The following is a 14663-nucleotide window of genomic DNA, read 5'->3' on the forward strand; positions in this document are numbered from 1 at the left end:
ACGAGAGCCGTATTCCAATCCAAACATATTGCTTGGTTGCCCTTCCGCCAATGTCAGCAAGTGTTGGAAAAGCGATTTATGGACACGTTTGGTATCTTCTCATCTGTAGACTTCAACAGCAAAAAGCTCTTTTCTTTTGGGCGTCTGGAGCATACATAAGGCATCCGCAATCAGATATTCATTATTACGGATGGGAATAGCCGATTCAGCTCTAAACCCTTTTTTCTTTCCGGTTCACAGCTTATCAAAATAGGTTTTAAAAAACAGAAGCTCCATATTCTGTTTTACTGCCCGTTCGTACATCGAAATATGCACATCAACAGTTGATATTCTGTGGAAGTAATCCTGAAGGAATATGATGGTATTCCTTTTGGGAAACCTTACCGGAACTTCTGGGCCGAAACGTTCCCTGATAAGCTCTGCTCCATGAGAGGTCAGATGATGAATGCTTTCTAATTTTCAAAATTTCGGATGGGTACCGAAAGCAATAGAATTAACCAATGGATTTCTTCGGGACCTGAGCTCTGCAATCTGTTTATTGAGATTAGCCCTGTCAGACATAATCCCCAATTTCAAAAGTTGCCCTGTCGTTACGAATTTAAATTCTCCTAAAGCCAACAAAATTTTACCCTGAGACGGGCTCAATGTCAGGAAAAACAATCTTTTCGTGTTCATTAAAATAGCCATAAAAAATAAAAAGGCGATAAAACGCCTTGGATTTTTATAACAAGACCGATTAAGGATGAAACTTAGGATTATAATTATGAGCGGACTCTCTTGTATTTTGGTATGTAATTTTGTTTTTATAGCCTTTTGATTCATTGAAAAGGCTGTGTCTCGGGCATTTTTTCTTTTGATGTTGAACTATTTCAGTTTTGTTTTTTGGATGGGGTGGGGTCAATGTCTCTGTATAAACCACTCTCCGAAATCATTTTCTTTTTCAGTTCTTTGAGCTGCCCGACATTCATAAAATATCTTTTCGGGCTTTTGAGAAGATAGTCAGGAACTTTAATCTGCTTTGCAGGATAATGGCTGTTTTTAACAAAGAAATGATAAGGAGGAAGATACTGGAGTCCGGCATACGCAATTCCCAAATCGTTTGCGTGTGCTTTCAGGGCAGGAAAACCATTACTGCCAACTATTTTAACACCTGTATTATTAAGGATCAAATCTTTGAGCGTTGATAATTGTGTAATGCTTTGGGTGAGAGCGATGAGGTAGAGATTGTATTTTCTTGTTTCGGACAGGATAATCGAATACGAATCTGCGGTGGCAAAAGAACCAAACTCATCAACAAAGAGATAACACGGTTTCCTGTTTTGCTCTTTCTGAAAAGCTCTCTGTAACGCAATACTGACAATTGTTGCAGAAATAAATATACCTAATGCCTTGCTGGCATCAGTTCAAAGTTTTCCTTTTGAGAGATTAAAAAGCATAATTTTTCAGTTCATTGCTTTTTTGATATCAACAGTAGCAGGTCAGTTCATCATCAGGTAAAAGCTGTAATTATTTTGCAGGTTTTGGATTCTCGTATAGATCGCCAGCTTGGTTGCACTGTATTTACCATTAAGAAAAGCAGTTTGAAAGAATTGTCTGTACACGGGATTTTCGGATTGTCTTCCGAGTTCCACCCGCTCCTCATTTTGAGTATCGTCCATAAATGTTTGTAGGTCTGCTAATCCGCATTCTCATTTTTGAAATAAAACAGCCAGACAGGGTTTGAGTATGGTCTCCATCTGAAGTGTCAGTCCTGCTTCAGAGATCATTTCAGATAATGCTTTGGCAAATTGCTGGGACATCAGATCTGTTAAAACAGGGTCTATGACCCTCCGCCGAAATGGATTGATGCAGGGAATTTTTCACTGTTCCCGATGCGGGTCGATATAGAGAATACGTTCTGATTTAAGATTCAGACGAAATGCCAAGATTTGTTCCGAAACATCGCCATGCGGATCTAACAAGATCATCGAATACTGCTCTTTACGATGAGAATGGTACTGGAGAGAATATCGCAGAACCTTCATTAATTCACTTTTGCCCGATCCTGTTTTTCACGTAACGACGGTGTGTTTTTTTAGTGACTGCATCAGATAAGGAACAGGAACGGGCTTTGGTTTAAAAAATAGAGTCTGACACGGTTGTCGATAAAGTCCATAAGACGTTTGAATGAGTTCATTATGGTAAGGTAAGAAATAAAGAAAAGCGGAGGTGGTACATATCTTTTTCTTCTCCGAATGCAAGTCCTTCTGCGAACGGTTTCTATAAATGTCAATAGGATGACCCATACCGTTTTAACTACCTTTTTGAATACCTTTTTAACAACCTCTAAAGCAAATGCGATAATGCCCTTTCCAGCAAGGGAAACTCTGCGGTTTCTGATGCAACAATATCATCATTTATCCCTATTTCATCATTCTTTTTTCTCATCTCTAAAATAAAAAGAAGTAAAGCCAAACTTCGACACTTTTCCTTGCAAGTCAATCAAAAATCCGTACAAGCACCATCGCCGGCAAAACATACCAAAACCCATAAAACAAAAAAGTCAAACAAAACAAAAGTTGGAAGATGGACACCTTTTACAGAAGAGACAAGACCCAAGAGAAAGGAATCTCCTGACTAATGGTTCAAGGATTAACTGTACAGGAGGGCAATTGATACTCATCAATTGCCGGTTCATCAACCGACCCCAACAATCCACTATTTATTAACCCTAAAAACAAAAACAAAATGGAAAACAAAATCGGAAAAACGCTTAACCTCGAATTGGTCGGGGTCGACGGGAATGCTCATGCCATCATGGGAGTCTTCTCAAGGCAGGCGAGACGTGAAAAGTGGTCTCAGGAAGAGATCCAATCAGTACTCGATGAGGCAATGGAAGGAGATTACGATCATCTTCTCGCTACGATTATGACGTACTGCGAACCGCAGGACAGTCCTGAAGATGATTCTAACCCTGAAAATGAAGACTACTAATGGGAACAAGAAACTTAACTGTTGTGGTTCACAACAAAGAAGCGAAAATTGCCAGTTATGGACAATTCGATGGCTATCCGGATTCACTCGGTCTCAAACTGATAAAATTCTATAGCAATCCTGAGAACACCAAAAATCTCAAAGAAATCCTACCCAAAGTACGTCTTTGGAATGATAAAGACCAAAAGCTACAGGACGAATTTCTGGAATCTATCGGTTGTACCAACGGAATTCTTAATGAAAAGCAGAAAGAAGCGTTCAAAAAACGTTACCCTTTCCGCTATCGTGAACGCTACGGAAAATTAACAGAAGGACAAATTTTGGAAGTATTGCTGGAGTTTGCTCATCTTGATGAACTGACAACCATCGATGCTTATGATTTTGCATCCGACAGTCTGTTCTGTGAATGGGCGTATGTGATTGACTACGATAAAAATACTTTTGAAGTTTACAAAGGTCTCAACACCTCTGGGATTTCAGAAGAAGACCGCTTCTACAGTCTTTATGACGGAGAAAACGATTATTATCCAGTCAAGATTATTGCAACATTTCCGTTGAATAACCTTCCCGATGAAAACGAGTTCTTGCTCCAATGCTTAAAGCAATAAGCAGTAGGCTTTAAGCTCTAATTTCTACAATCTAATCCCTAAAATCTAAAAAAATGAACAAAAACAAAAACCGCCTTTTGGTGTTGTGCTTTATGAAAATGCTACAGCAAAGAATCGAAAAAGACCAAGTGGAAAACATCAGTCCCGTATTCGGCAGTATCTTAAGTAAAGATGAACTTCAAAAAATCTTTAAGTGGCTGTACCCGGATAGAGTACTTGAATCGTATGACTTTGAAACGATGGACAAACAAGATTTGCTTGAAGCCATCGCTGATGATATTCATATTCTAACTTATTTCATCGAAAGATGGAACAAAGAACTGGAAGAAAAAATCACTCCGCAGAAAGTCTACGATGTACTTTGCCAGCTCCAAATCGAAACGCATTATTTAATGACCAAGATTTTGGCTGATTGGGATGAATATGACCACAGCAACTTTAAGGCATTGTGCCGAAAGGCGGGAACTCCTCAACCTTTGTATGCCGTATTCGAATCTTCTGTACAAGAAGAAGATAAATACATCACGCTTCCGCTTTCCCAATATTACCAAACGCATTGGGAAGCTCAGGAAAAAGTAGAATTACTGATGAGCGAAGAAGGTTTTCCTGAAACTCAGCTCCAAATCCTAAGCCTGTAAACTTTTTATCCTAATTATTTATAAAACAAAAATGAAACAAAACATCTTAGAATTTTATTCTAATCTGGATAAAGCCAGAGACAGGGCGTTATGGCTTGAGTTTGAGCATAGGAATGTAAATAAGCAATTTGTGGTGTTTGATGGTCCGGAAGATAACAATAACTATTTCGTAGCCGATATTCAGACAGCTCAAGAGATGGAAATCAAGCATCAGTATTACTCGCTTCCTGAAAATTATCAGCATTGGACGTATGGCGATTTGAAAGGAATTGTGGGTGACCCGGAAATCTTGTCTCATTGGGAGGAGATCATTGGTAAATTTCAAGTGATGGAGGGCGAACTGCTCAAATTCATTCTGAAATATCAGATTCCATTGGAAAAAATCATCCGTCACGAACTTGGTTGCAGAGGATTTGACGACAATAATTGGGTTGGATTTCAGGAATCCGAAAAATACTGGATGAAGTAAAAACTTTTATCAATTGTCATTCATTATTAATCAATCTTATGAAAATAGACCCTAAAAAAGTTCCGGTGATGAAAAATCACTGCAAAACCTGTCCATTTAAACCAAATAAAAAGGGACAATGGCAGGATGTAAAATTAGCCAATGATGTCATTGCAAGAACTTTACTTCAAGCCCATCAGATCTGCCACGGAACGGAAGGCGAAAACAGAAAGCCAACCCACCGTTGCAAAGGAGCTTTCGAGCATAATCTCGAAATCTACAAAAGAATGGGACTTGATGATTTAGTAGAATAAAAATCTAAAAAACACTACCTAAAACAAAATGGAAAACAAAAAAACAGTAAAGCAAATCATGATTATTAATGCTGAAATGCATCAAAATTATCTTGAATCTTTTGTAGAAGAACCTATGGAATTTGTAGACTTTGTGAATTTCGGTCTTGGAACGCTCTTCAATGAAGAGAAAAAAATTGAGCAGATTATTCCCAATGAAAATGCCACTCAGTTTGTCATTATTTATACGATAACCATATGAACAGGCAGGATCATTGTGTATTTGTCCTTACCGTTTTTATCATCGTACAGAAAACAAGTTGTATGGATATCGTTCATTTTCAGCCAAAATCCTTTTATCAAAGTTACCGAAAGGCTGATCAAGTAAGACAATCTCTTATCCGAAGCGGAAAGCTATCTGAAAACAATTCCTTTATTGAAGGAGAATGCTTTATGGTGGTTTGCGCAAATTAACACGAAAACAAAATCCTTAAACAAAATGTCTAACAGTTAAACCCAACATTATGAAAGAAAACAAAACTGCATTGTTGAAAATATTTTCAACGGTGCTAAAGGACAGAGTCAAATCTGAACCTCAGTATCAATCGATCAGTACGGAAATGCTCAAGTTCTTTTCCCGAAAAGAATTGATTGAAATTATTACCCACAATTATGAAGGCGAAGTTCCATCGGAATTCAACTTTGTAGAAATGGAGAATAATGAACTTTTACAGCTTATCGGAGATGATTTCAAAATTATCTCGTACGTGATGAGCCGATGGAGCAAGGAAGTGTCACAACTTCCTACGCTGCAGGAATGGATGCATTCCAAAGTTCATCCGGATTCTGAAAAAGAAGAAAACTTGGAATCAAAATCAGAAGAAACTGCATCAGAAAATTTGGAGAATCCTCCAACAACTGAAACGATTTCTAAACATAAAGATTCTGCTTCTGAAAATTCTGAAAAAGAAATTTCGGAATCTCCGAAACCTTCGGATGTATCATTTGAAGCTAATAAATTGGAAGAAAAACCATCTTCCAAAAAACCCGAAAAGGCAAAGAATACTTAAGCCTTTTCAAATAATTAATAATGGCTTGTTATCTACGAGCCATTTTCATTCGAAAATTTAGTCTTTACAATATTTTATCTTCTATTAATCTTAAAACAAAATGATTAAAACAAATCAAAACAAGCCTAAAGTTTTACTAAAAACACCGATCAGCTACTATTGAGGGAAGCAAAACATGTTGAAACACATTCTTCCCTTAGTTCCGGAACACAAGATTTACATCGAACCCTACTTCGGATGAGGATCATTATTCCGGGCAAAAGAACCTGCAAAATGTGAAGTGATCAACGATGTGAATATGAATCTGGTTAACTTCTATCAGGTTTTAAAGAATAAAGGAAAACAGCTCGAAGCAAAAATCAAGGATACCCTTCACAGCAGAGAAACCTACAAAAAAGCCTTGTTGATTTATGACTGTCCGCGATTGTTTGCCGATGATCCTGTTATTAAAGCATGGGCAATGTATGTCGTTACTAACCAAGGCTTCCTGCATCGTGTCTGATCATGGGGTTTTGACAAGGAGAAAAGATCTTCCCAAGTCTTCAAAAATAAAGTGGATTTATTTGGAGCCAACCTTATTGAAAGAATCCGTTATACGCAGATAGAGCAAAATGATGCCTACAAAGTTATTATGAGCAGGGATTCCGAAGAAGCATTTATCTATTGTGACCCGCCTTATATCAATACGAATATGGGACACTATTCAAAAACGTACTGAGAAGAAGATTTTAAACGTGATCTTGAGGTGTTGGCAAACATTAAGGGGAAGTTCCTGTTGTCGAATTACCCTTGAGAAATTCTCGACTCTTACATCAAAAAATATAACCGGTATGTGAAAACGTTTGACAAACCGTTGTCCGCAAGCCACAACAATAATGCCTGAAAATCAAAAAGAAAAACGGAGGTTTTAGTGGCAAATTATCCTATATAAAATCCCTAAACCCCCAAAGGGTGCTTTGTAGCCGACAACCATCAACTGTCAACCAAATTTACCAATTTCTCAATCTTTTAATTGCTTAAAACAAAAATGAAATGAAAACCTGAAAACCAAAATACAATCATCAAAGAAAAAACGTCGCAATGCGTAAGATCAAGCCAAGAATGAAACAGAGAGTTTTTAAAAACGAAGAAATCCCAATCCATAAAATCAGAAAAGATTACGAAAAATTTACAGTATGACCGAAATTTAAACCGTGATTATCCGCCACCTCATAATCTGAAAGTCTTTTGAACTTTTGTTGGCGGTGGCGGATCTACAATGGGATATAAATTGGCGGGATTTCAACATTTGGGTGGTGTAGAAATAGATGGCAGGATGGCAAAAATCTACCAAACCAATCACTCTCCTGCATATTTTTATCACGAAGACATCAGGGATTTTAACCTCAGAAATGATCTGTCAAAAGAATTGTACAATTTGGATATTCTGGACGGCTCTCCACCTTGCAGCACCTTTTCCATGTCGTGACACCGTGAAGAGACCCGGTGAAAAGAAAAAACATTCAAAGAAGGGCAGAAAAAGCAGGTGTTGGACGAACTGGTGTTTGTATTCTGTGACACGGTAGAGAAACTGATGCCTAAAGTCGTTATTATGGAAAATGTTCCGGGACTGATTGCGTGAAGAGCAAAGAAATATGCCATTGAAATCTACGACAGGCTTAGCCTGCTTTGATATCAGGTGCAAGTCTTCAGACTCAATTCCGCCACAATGGGAGTCCCACAGGCTCGTGAACGTATTTTCTTTATTGCAAGAAGGAAAAGTTTAGAACTCCCGGATTTAGTTTTAAATTTTAACGAACCAAGTGTTTACTTTGGAGAAATCGTCGACAAAAACTCCACAACTCATAAACGCTTATGGAAATCCATACAACTCAGGCGACCGTATATTGAAAAAGGCGATCAAAACTTAAAATTTGCCGATGCCAAATATAGAAACCTGAATACTTATAATGCCTTTTTCAGCACCTACATCCTTTATGATGATGTAGTTGCACCAACATTGACTTCCGGCGGAACAACTCTTTATTATGATGAAATCCGTAATCTCAACGATACTGAATACATCCGCATGAGCAGTTTTCCTACAGATTATGACTTTCACGGAGTAGATGTCCGTTATGTCTGTGGAATGAGTGTACCGCCTCTGATGACGGCGAGAATTGCTCTTGAGATCAGAAAGCAGTGGTTTTGTATATAATCATTGAGGCTAAATTCAAAATAACAACAAGTCGGTGGTCATTAAAGATAGAGCGAAACCCCTGTAGAAAAGGAGTTGTTTTCCTAATATTTATTGCATTGAATTGTTTGAGATTTGTAAAGTAATATTAATAATAAAAAATCAGACAGGGTAGCTGAAAACTGAATAGAGTAGGCAAAAAATTAAAATCAACAAAATGGAAAAAGAACAAAAAACAGAAAACTTATTACAGGAATTTTTAAGAAAAATTGAGAGTTTACCTGTTGAAATTACAGAGAATTTATTGAAATATTCAAATGATGAAGATGAAAAAAACATCATTAATACGTTTGCACCAACTCTCAAAAATCAATTTAAAGAGTTGTCATTGTTTATTAATGAGCAAAGTATGAAAGGAACAAGACAGGGCAATTCAGATGTTGAACAATTTCTTAAAATTGCATCACCCAATCAAATGATGAGCAATATGAAAATTGCTTTACCTAGTATTGGCTCAATTGTGGGGAAACTTGGTATTGATGGTATTGTGAAAGAGATAAAAAAAATTATCAAAGAAATTTTAGGACTTTTTGGAATTAATCTGCCAAAATGGATTGATGGATTGTTAACGCTTATCGATGAAATATTGAACATAATATTTGGAGGTGGCTCTGCAAAAATGAGAATAGCAATGTCTCAGATAGAACAACATTATCTTGCAGAATTAACACAATTGGCAAAGTTGAAAAAAGCTACCAAAGAGCTAAGTAATGATGAAGAAAATGATGAATTGTAAATACAACTTCTACAACATCAATATTAAAAATTACATTGAAAATTGATGTGTTAATCGGTTTCTTTGTAAAGTAGAAATATATAATGTACAACTCGTTTAATAAATCACCTATTTATTTTCTAAAGCAAATATTAAATGAACCAAAAAAAACCTGACTGCAGGAAATTACAAAATACTCCACCAGAAGGGACTATCGGGCAAAGTACTTCATACACAATTTCAGGAAAAAGTTCAGAAAGAAATAATGATGAAGTGTCTATGGGACAGGTTTTATCCGAATTATTACGAATGATCGAACAGATCGAAAAAGAATGTGAGGGCAGGTAATCTGCTCTCATTTTTTGTTTTGTTCGATTTGCAGTTGAATATTTTTATTTTTTGATTAAACTGTCATTGTATCGAACTTTTATATTCCTAAAACAAATGAATGTTAAAAAGTAAAAAAGCTCCTAAAAGAAACCCTTCGCTCAACAGAGATGAACTCAAATACGTGATCTATTGCAGAAAATCAAGGGAAGAAAGCGGTGACGGGCAAAAGCAGAGTCTGCTGGATCAGTTAAAAGTCTGCATGGATTATGCGAAACAGAAAAACATCCGCATCGAAAACCACAATGAGCTCACCGACAAGTTCTTTCGTGATGAGAGTTATCACAGACGGGAAAGCGGCTGTAAAGGAACCTATGAAGAATCCGTCCTACAAGAGGCGAAAGGATTTTTCTATATCGTGGAACAGAAATCAGCCAAAACACCCAATAACAGACCGCAACGAACCCAGCTGATAGAATTGGTCAGGAAAGGGAAAATTAAATGAATACTCAGTTATGCACCGGACAGACACGCCAGAAATTTAGTAGAGAGTGGGGAACTGGTTCAACTTATCGACCAGCAGTATCTTGATGTACAATACACCAACTTTACTTTTGAAAATAATGAGAACGGAAGAATGATCCTTGGGATCAATTTTGTAATCTCCTATAACTATTCCGATGTATTGAGCAGAAACGTCAACCGCTGAAATAAAGGAACCATTGAAAGAGGACAGGCAAAAGGTATGTACAAATACGGTTATTTCATCAACGAGGAAAAATATCATGAACCGGACGAGCAGTATTTTGAAGTACGAAAAGAAGCTTTCAGAAGAAAGATCTATGAAAATCAAACCGATGAAACCATTTGGAAATATATCGTTTCTTCGGGATTCAAAAGGAGATACAAAAATGCGAATAGGGAATGAGAGCTCAACAAAAAAGGACTCTATAAAATTCGGCTAGACCCTTTCTATTACGGAATTCTCATCAGCGGAAACGATGAAACAGACCTTCGTGACGGAGCCAATCCGTACTATCAGCCACTAATCACCGAGGAAGAACACATGATTCTACTGGACAGGCATCTCAAAGCCAATCCTGTTTCGTTGAGAGCCTATAAAACAACCGAAGAATATGATGAAATCAAACCTTTTCCCAACAAATTTATTCTGTATGAATGACAGGGACTGACCTTTGAACTTCCCAATCCCAAAAGATTCCGCACCGCACTGGCGAAACTGAAAGTCAGCAATCCTGATGCTTCATTAAAAGATATTGTAAAACCCAATCAGATCAAATACAAACTGGCAGGAGTAAAAATGAATGAAAAACAGCTTTCCTTCGATGCTGAAATGCTGATAAGCTATGTTTCGGAGTATTTGAGGCACTGCTTTAAGGTGAATAAAAAATCTTATGAAATTTACAGGGAATACCAACTCAGGGATTTCGATATCAATATGAAGAAAATCAATGAAAAGAGAAGAATCCTCCAAAACCAGTATAATCACACCAGTTCACTGATGGAAAATTATGCAAGAAATTTTAACAGACAAAACAATCCTGATGAATTACAAAAAAAAGTATATCATGGGGATATACAGAAATATCAGGATCAGTTGGACTATTTAGAACAGGAACTTGCAAAGGTCTCCATCAACCATAGGAATGCGGTTTTGGAACTGGATGCCTTCGTTCATTGATTGGGTAAGTTAGGTGAAGCCTATGATAAGGCAACGTATGTTCGAAAGAGAAAATTAGTGTCTTGCGTGTTTTCGAACATTATAATAATATCCGAAAAGCAAATTGAATTCAAGGCTAAACCCTGATTGGATGGCTTGTTTACCTTAAATGGCGGGGAGGTTCGGGAGGATTTCGAACGCTTAAAAACCCTTATAAGTACCGTAGATTTCACGATACTAAAGCCCATTATACAGTTTTCGTACTTTGAAAACAAGAGTTTTTTTGATGAGCATTACAAGCTGTCTTCGCAACAGGAAATTTTGTACGGACTTGATGGAATTAATGAATTTTCTATTGTAAAATAAAAGTAAACTTTTGTTTAATGGAATTTTAAAAGAGGGCTCAAATTTAAATCATAATCCATGATAATTATTTTTAAGAATTTGTCAAGTAAAAAATATCAACTTAAATTTTTCGAATCGTTTTTTACCGTTCCAAATCCAATTGATCACCAATGTCTTTAGCTGTTTTTTCCAAAGCATGCCAACTCCTTTCTGTATCTGAAAGAGGTTTATCTGAATTATCCAACTGCATCTGCTCAATTTCTTTGGAATAATCGGTCAGGATTTTCTGAATTTCTTCTTCCTCCAAATCCTCATATTGATACAGGGTTTCCATTCCGTAATCTTTAACATTGGAAAAAAACTCTTTCGGACTGTCATAGGTTAAAATTTCTTTTGCCAAAAACTTTTTAAGACTATCTACGGGTTGGTTTGCTATCGCCTGTAGTTTTTCGATGGTTTCTTTTTCGTTCATCATGTGATGTTTTTAAACAAATATAACAAATACATTCTTTTTAAATAAACTTCCAATAAAAGACAAAATGCAAAAATTCCCTTGCTTTTTTTCGATTTGTAGATATAGTACTGCTCTAACCTAAAAAAGAAAAGTTATGAGTAACACAAAATTTCATTTCGTGAAGTACGAATTCGGAACGATCAATGCAGACAATGATCATGAAGCGTGCCAATTGATTAACAATCCGTTTGTTCCTAAAGAAAGTAAAATCCTCAGCATCATTTCCAAGAAAGTCGGAACTCCGGTTTTCCCGAATCTAGAGCATCAAGAACTGATCGACAGGATCACACACTTGGAAACGGCAATTATTTGGAAAGCAGAACATTTCGAGAAGAAAGCGAAGGAGCTGGAACACAAATCAAGTAAAGAACTTTATGACAGAAGCCTGCTTGAAAAAGCGTTGTACGAAATGATTAAGAATCACAACCGTGACGAAGGTATTTCTTGGTCAACTGTTGAGTATTATCTTAATGCTTTTTGCAAGAAAGGTTAAGAATGAACTCCGATTGGAATGCCAATCGGAGTTTTTTACAACCGTCAAAAATATGTTATTTTCTATATAGTTTCTTTTGAAAAGTAGAAAAATGACATTTGAATTTTTCTTACTTTTTGTTCATATTCAAAAAAACAACACTTTATTTTTTAATTTTTTCATTAGGCTGATAATCAGAATGTCCTAATTGCCAGAAGGCGAAGGCGAAAATATCAGAGAGGTTTGAGTGTCCATGAAGAGCTGTGGTATTGTTTCCATGCCCCCCTTCATAATCTATTTGAAGTAATACTGAATTTTTTGAATCACTATTCGACTGTAGTAGTTTAGCTGCAAATTTTGTAGGCTCCCAAGCAGGTACTCTTGGATCATTTATCCCTCCAGTTATAAATGTTGCAGGATATTTAATTCCTTTTTTGATATGGTAATAAGCATCCATTTCCAGTAAAGCTTTAAAACCTTTAGGTTCCTTTAATGTTCCATATTCATCTGTATTACTGCTAATAGCAAATACATTCCTTAACATATTAGTTGTAGGGGCTTCCAGAATTACAGCTTTGAATAAATCAGGTCTTTCTGTCATAGCTCGTCCTACTGTAATTCCTCCTGCACTTGTCCCCCAAATTGCCACTTTGCTCTTAGAGGTATATTTTTCTTTTATTAAATATTCTGTGCAGTCTATTAAATCTCTCCAAGTATTTGGCTTCGTTTCCTTGTATCCTCCCAAACGCCATTTTTCCCCTTTTTCTCCTCCTCCTCGAACATGAGCAATAGCCATTACTCCTCCCTGATTTACCCATAATAAATAGATTCGGGCAAAAAAAGGATTCCGAGAAGATCCATAAGAACCATACGAATCAATTAAAACTGGATTATTCCCATTTAGTTTTATGTTTTTATTGTATACTAAAGATAGAGGGATTTCTTCACCATCTCTTGCTTTCACGACTACTTCTTCAACTGTTATATCTTTAAATTCAGGATATTCTGTAATCGGGGTTATGTTTTCAGGCAGAAAAGAATCTGTTTTGAGGTCATACTTAAAACGCTGCTCTTCATTTGCCCATCCAGAGCAACTTACCCAAATATCTGAAAAATATTTTCCTTTTGATTGTAAATTTATATTTCCTGATGGAAAAGGAAGTTTGATAGAAATACTTTTACCTTTTTTATATAAGTATAATTTTGCTTCTACTCCATTTTTTGTGGTTGTGTAATAAATACCATCTGTAGTGAATCTATACTGTCCTATAACCTCATCCTGTCTTTCCGGAATAAGGATTTCTGGGTTTTTAAAATTTGGAACTATTGTACTAGTTTTACACAATGTAAAATTTTGAGCATTATATTGAGATAAAAAATACAGATCATCATCTAAAAGTTGTAAAGATCTTACCTTATCATCTTGCGTATAAAGAGTTTTCCATGTTTTTTTACCTTCTAATAAATCTTCTTTAGGAATAATAAATGTTTGCCTATAATAGCTATTGTCAAGCAACATTCCTATGTAATATTTATGATTATAATCTAGGATAATAGGCGATTTTTTCTCATCTATTTTTAGTTCAGGATTATTTTTAGCAGAAAAAATATCTGTTAATTCTTTTGAATTTGTCCCTATTTTGTGTAAAATAGCTTGTGTATTTTTATAGAAATCTTGAGATTTAGGATCATTAGTTGGGAAGTATGTATAAATAAATCCTGAATTATCGTCCAACCACTTTATTCCTCCTATACTAGCAGGTATTGTACTTGTAATGGTTTCAGGATGAATATAATTGCTTTTTACATCGATAATAATGACTTCTGCAAGCTCTTTCCCTTTTTCAGCCATTGCAATAGCTACTTTATCCCCAACTAGATCTGGGCTAATATAATTAATTACAAATTCATGATTCTGTTCACTACTTTTATAATTAGCAGGATCATAAAGTAATTTCTCCATTCCTAAAAATCCTTCCCTACAATAAAGCTTTGCTGTTTTTTCATTACCGCTTTTCTTTAAATAAAAATATTTATCATTATTAGTTATACTTAAATTTGATACAGAATATCCCTGCCTTTTATCAAATTCCATTCTTTTTTCTAAATAAAATTTTCTTTTTGGAATTTGACTAAGAATTGAATTAGTATAATCTGTTTGAGTTTCCATCCATTTCTTTGTTGAAGGAATCTCTAAATTTTCTAAATTTCTGTATTCGTCAACAATTTTCGTCCCAAAATATTCATCTGTTACATGAGTAGATGGAGCAGGATTACTTTTTTGAGCTTTTAACTGAAGTACGTAGAAGGTACTAATAATGATAAATATTAATTGTTTCATTT

22 protein-coding genes and 2 pseudogenes are annotated in these 14663 nt (G+C 35.9%); 18 read left to right on the plus strand and 6 right to left on the minus strand.

Features of this window, described 5'->3' with window-relative positions:
- Positions 1-50 precede the first annotated feature (50 nt).
- Both BT156_RS22115 and BT156_RS22485 read left to right on the plus strand, forming a co-directional pair.
- Positions 51-200 carry a hypothetical protein gene (locus tag BT156_RS22115; protein ID WP_170857313.1) on the plus strand — a complete coding sequence of 50 codons (150 nt, stop codon included), beginning with the start codon at positions 51-53 and terminating at the stop codon, positions 198-200.
- A gap of 133 nt (positions 201-333) precedes the next feature.
- The gene (locus BT156_RS22485) at positions 334-456 is read left to right on the plus strand and encodes a hypothetical protein (protein ID WP_262484308.1); all 123 of its coding nucleotides are present in this window, start codon (positions 334-336) and stop codon (positions 454-456) included.
- Positions 457-459: 3 nt separating this feature from the next.
- On the opposite strand, the gene BT156_RS12245 is transcribed toward BT156_RS22485, so the two are convergent.
- The 4 genes from BT156_RS12245 to BT156_RS22610 all read right to left on the minus strand — a co-directional run bounded on the left by BT156_RS12245 (position 460) and on the right by BT156_RS22610 (position 2024).
- Positions 460-675, minus strand: a complete 216-nt coding sequence (locus BT156_RS12245; RefSeq protein ID WP_139255467.1) for a hypothetical protein — start codon at positions 673-675, stop codon at positions 460-462.
- A gap of 194 nt (positions 676-869) precedes the next feature.
- Positions 870-1379, minus strand: a complete 510-nt coding sequence (locus BT156_RS22605) for a TraM recognition domain-containing protein (RefSeq protein ID WP_083582338.1) — start codon at positions 1377-1379, stop codon at positions 870-872.
- Between the two features lie 99 nt (positions 1380-1478).
- Positions 1479-1658 carry a hypothetical protein gene (locus BT156_RS12255; RefSeq protein WP_072410475.1) on the minus strand — a complete coding sequence of 60 codons (180 nt, stop codon included), beginning with the start codon at positions 1656-1658 and terminating at the stop codon, positions 1479-1481.
- Positions 1659-1859: 201 nt separating this feature from the next.
- Positions 1860-2024, minus strand: a complete 165-nt coding sequence (locus BT156_RS22610; protein ID WP_139255468.1) for a hypothetical protein — start codon at positions 2022-2024, stop codon at positions 1860-1862.
- 703 nt (positions 2025-2727) lie between these two features.
- Between BT156_RS22610 and BT156_RS12265 the strand changes: the two genes are divergently transcribed.
- The 15 genes and pseudogenes from BT156_RS12265 to BT156_RS12335 all read left to right on the plus strand — a co-directional run bounded on the left by BT156_RS12265 (position 2728) and on the right by BT156_RS12335 (position 11010).
- Positions 2728-2973 carry a hypothetical protein gene (locus tag BT156_RS12265; protein WP_072410477.1) on the plus strand — a complete coding sequence of 82 codons (246 nt, stop codon included), beginning with the start codon at positions 2728-2730 and terminating at the stop codon, positions 2971-2973.
- A complete protein-coding gene (locus BT156_RS12270) occupies positions 2973-3581 on the plus strand; it encodes a hypothetical protein (RefSeq protein WP_072410479.1) in 609 nt (202 codons plus the stop codon). Before BT156_RS12265 ends, BT156_RS12270 begins: the two co-directional genes overlap by 1 nt.
- Before the next feature lie 53 nt (positions 3582-3634).
- Positions 3635-4219, plus strand: a complete 585-nt coding sequence (locus BT156_RS12275; RefSeq protein ID WP_139255469.1) for a hypothetical protein — start codon at positions 3635-3637, stop codon at positions 4217-4219.
- Between the two features lie 31 nt (positions 4220-4250).
- Entirely contained in the window at positions 4251-4688 is a 438-nt protein-coding gene (locus tag BT156_RS12280; protein ID WP_072410483.1) for a hypothetical protein, read from the plus strand.
- Positions 4689-4756: 68 nt separating this feature from the next.
- A complete protein-coding gene (locus BT156_RS12285; protein ID WP_139255470.1) occupies positions 4757-4981 on the plus strand; it encodes a hypothetical protein in 225 nt (74 codons plus the stop codon).
- Positions 4982-5009: 28 nt separating this feature from the next.
- On the plus strand, positions 5010-5222 hold the full coding sequence (locus BT156_RS12290; RefSeq protein WP_072410487.1) for a hypothetical protein: 213 nt from the start codon (positions 5010-5012) through the stop codon (positions 5220-5222).
- A 262-nt stretch (positions 5223-5484) separates the two neighbouring features.
- Entirely contained in the window at positions 5485-6030 is a 546-nt protein-coding gene (locus BT156_RS12300) for a hypothetical protein (RefSeq protein ID WP_072410490.1), read from the plus strand.
- 298 nt (positions 6031-6328) lie between these two features.
- Positions 6329-6532 (plus strand): DNA adenine methylase, encoded by a 204-nt coding sequence (locus BT156_RS21770; RefSeq protein ID WP_083582339.1) that lies wholly within the window; start codon positions 6329-6331, stop codon positions 6530-6532.
- An 18-nt stretch (positions 6533-6550) separates the two neighbouring features.
- Positions 6551-6748 (plus strand): annotated as a pseudogene (locus BT156_RS21915) (DNA adenine methylase); the annotation flags it as partial.
- Between the two features lie 528 nt (positions 6749-7276).
- Positions 7277-8227: pseudogene (locus tag BT156_RS22370) on the plus strand (DNA cytosine methyltransferase); the annotation flags it as partial.
- A 196-nt stretch (positions 8228-8423) separates the two neighbouring features.
- Complete coding sequence (locus tag BT156_RS12315) at positions 8424-9002, plus strand: hypothetical protein (protein WP_072410492.1); 579 nt, start codon at positions 8424-8426, stop codon at positions 9000-9002.
- 135 nt (positions 9003-9137) lie between these two features.
- Entirely contained in the window at positions 9138-9329 is a 192-nt protein-coding gene (locus BT156_RS12320) for a hypothetical protein (protein WP_072410493.1), read from the plus strand.
- A gap of 100 nt (positions 9330-9429) precedes the next feature.
- Positions 9430-9813 carry a recombinase family protein gene (locus BT156_RS12325; protein ID WP_072410494.1) on the plus strand — a complete coding sequence of 128 codons (384 nt, stop codon included), beginning with the start codon at positions 9430-9432 and terminating at the stop codon, positions 9811-9813.
- A 240-nt stretch (positions 9814-10053) separates the two neighbouring features.
- Complete coding sequence (locus tag BT156_RS12330; RefSeq protein WP_072410495.1) at positions 10054-10236, plus strand: hypothetical protein; 183 nt, start codon at positions 10054-10056, stop codon at positions 10234-10236.
- A gap of 393 nt (positions 10237-10629) precedes the next feature.
- Positions 10630-11010, plus strand: coding sequence for a hypothetical protein (locus tag BT156_RS12335; RefSeq protein WP_072410496.1), 381 nt, complete (start codon positions 10630-10632; stop codon positions 11008-11010).
- A gap of 466 nt (positions 11011-11476) precedes the next feature.
- On the opposite strand, the gene BT156_RS12340 is transcribed toward BT156_RS12335, so the two are convergent.
- A complete protein-coding gene (locus BT156_RS12340) occupies positions 11477-11809 on the minus strand; it encodes a hypothetical protein (protein ID WP_072410497.1) in 333 nt (110 codons plus the stop codon).
- Positions 11810-11942: 133 nt separating this feature from the next.
- Between BT156_RS12340 and BT156_RS12345 the strand changes: the two genes are divergently transcribed.
- Positions 11943-12341, plus strand: coding sequence for a hypothetical protein (locus BT156_RS12345; RefSeq protein ID WP_072410498.1), 399 nt, complete (start codon positions 11943-11945; stop codon positions 12339-12341).
- 142 nt (positions 12342-12483) lie between these two features.
- Here BT156_RS12345 and BT156_RS12350 read toward each other — a convergent pair whose 3' ends face one another.
- Positions 12484-14661: a prolyl oligopeptidase family serine peptidase gene (locus BT156_RS12350; RefSeq protein ID WP_072410499.1), complete on the minus strand. Its 2178-nt coding sequence runs from the start codon at positions 14659-14661 to the stop codon at positions 12484-12486.
- Between the last annotated feature and the right edge of the window lie 2 nt (positions 14662-14663).

The organism is Chryseobacterium limigenitum, from assembly GCF_900114875.1.
Taxonomy (GTDB): Bacteria; Bacteroidota; Bacteroidia; order Flavobacteriales; family Weeksellaceae; genus Chryseobacterium; species Chryseobacterium limigenitum.

Coding starts and splice junctions, on each gene's coding strand:
- BT156_RS22115 (WP_170857313.1), top strand. CDS start 51: ATGTCAGCAAGTGTTGGAAAAGCGATTTATGGACACGTTTGGTATCTT.
- BT156_RS12245 (WP_139255467.1), bottom strand. CDS start 675: ATGAACACGAAAAGATTGTTTTTCCTGACATTGAGCCCGTCTCAGGGT.
- BT156_RS12255 (WP_072410475.1), bottom strand. CDS start 1,658: ATGGACGATACTCAAAATGAGGAGCGGGTGGAACTCGGAAGACAATCC.
- BT156_RS22610 (WP_139255468.1), bottom strand. CDS start 2,024: ATGAAGGTTCTGCGATATTCTCTCCAGTACCATTCTCATCGTAAAGAG.
- BT156_RS12265 (WP_072410477.1), top strand. CDS start 2,728: ATGGAAAACAAAATCGGAAAAACGCTTAACCTCGAATTGGTCGGGGTC.
- BT156_RS12270 (WP_072410479.1), top strand. CDS start 2,973: ATGGGAACAAGAAACTTAACTGTTGTGGTTCACAACAAAGAAGCGAAA.
- BT156_RS12275 (WP_139255469.1), top strand. CDS start 3,635: ATGAACAAAAACAAAAACCGCCTTTTGGTGTTGTGCTTTATGAAAATG.
- BT156_RS12280 (WP_072410483.1), top strand. CDS start 4,251: ATGAAACAAAACATCTTAGAATTTTATTCTAATCTGGATAAAGCCAGA.
- BT156_RS12285 (WP_139255470.1), top strand. CDS start 4,757: ATGAAAAATCACTGCAAAACCTGTCCATTTAAACCAAATAAAAAGGGA.
- BT156_RS12290 (WP_072410487.1), top strand. CDS start 5,010: ATGGAAAACAAAAAAACAGTAAAGCAAATCATGATTATTAATGCTGAA.
- BT156_RS12300 (WP_072410490.1), top strand. CDS start 5,485: ATGAAAGAAAACAAAACTGCATTGTTGAAAATATTTTCAACGGTGCTA.
- BT156_RS21770 (WP_083582339.1), top strand. CDS start 6,329: ATGAATCTGGTTAACTTCTATCAGGTTTTAAAGAATAAAGGAAAACAG.
- BT156_RS12315 (WP_072410492.1), top strand. CDS start 8,424: ATGGAAAAAGAACAAAAAACAGAAAACTTATTACAGGAATTTTTAAGA.
- BT156_RS12320 (WP_072410493.1), top strand. CDS start 9,138: ATGAACCAAAAAAAACCTGACTGCAGGAAATTACAAAATACTCCACCA.
- BT156_RS12325 (WP_072410494.1), top strand. CDS start 9,430: ATGTTAAAAAGTAAAAAAGCTCCTAAAAGAAACCCTTCGCTCAACAGA.
- BT156_RS12330 (WP_072410495.1), top strand. CDS start 10,054: ATGTACAAATACGGTTATTTCATCAACGAGGAAAAATATCATGAACCG.
- BT156_RS12335 (WP_072410496.1), top strand. CDS start 10,630: ATGAATGAAAAACAGCTTTCCTTCGATGCTGAAATGCTGATAAGCTAT.
- BT156_RS12340 (WP_072410497.1), bottom strand. CDS start 11,809: ATGATGAACGAAAAAGAAACCATCGAAAAACTACAGGCGATAGCAAAC.
- BT156_RS12345 (WP_072410498.1), top strand. CDS start 11,943: ATGAGTAACACAAAATTTCATTTCGTGAAGTACGAATTCGGAACGATC.
- BT156_RS12350 (WP_072410499.1), bottom strand. CDS start 14,661: ATGAAACAATTAATATTTATCATTATTAGTACCTTCTACGTACTTCAG.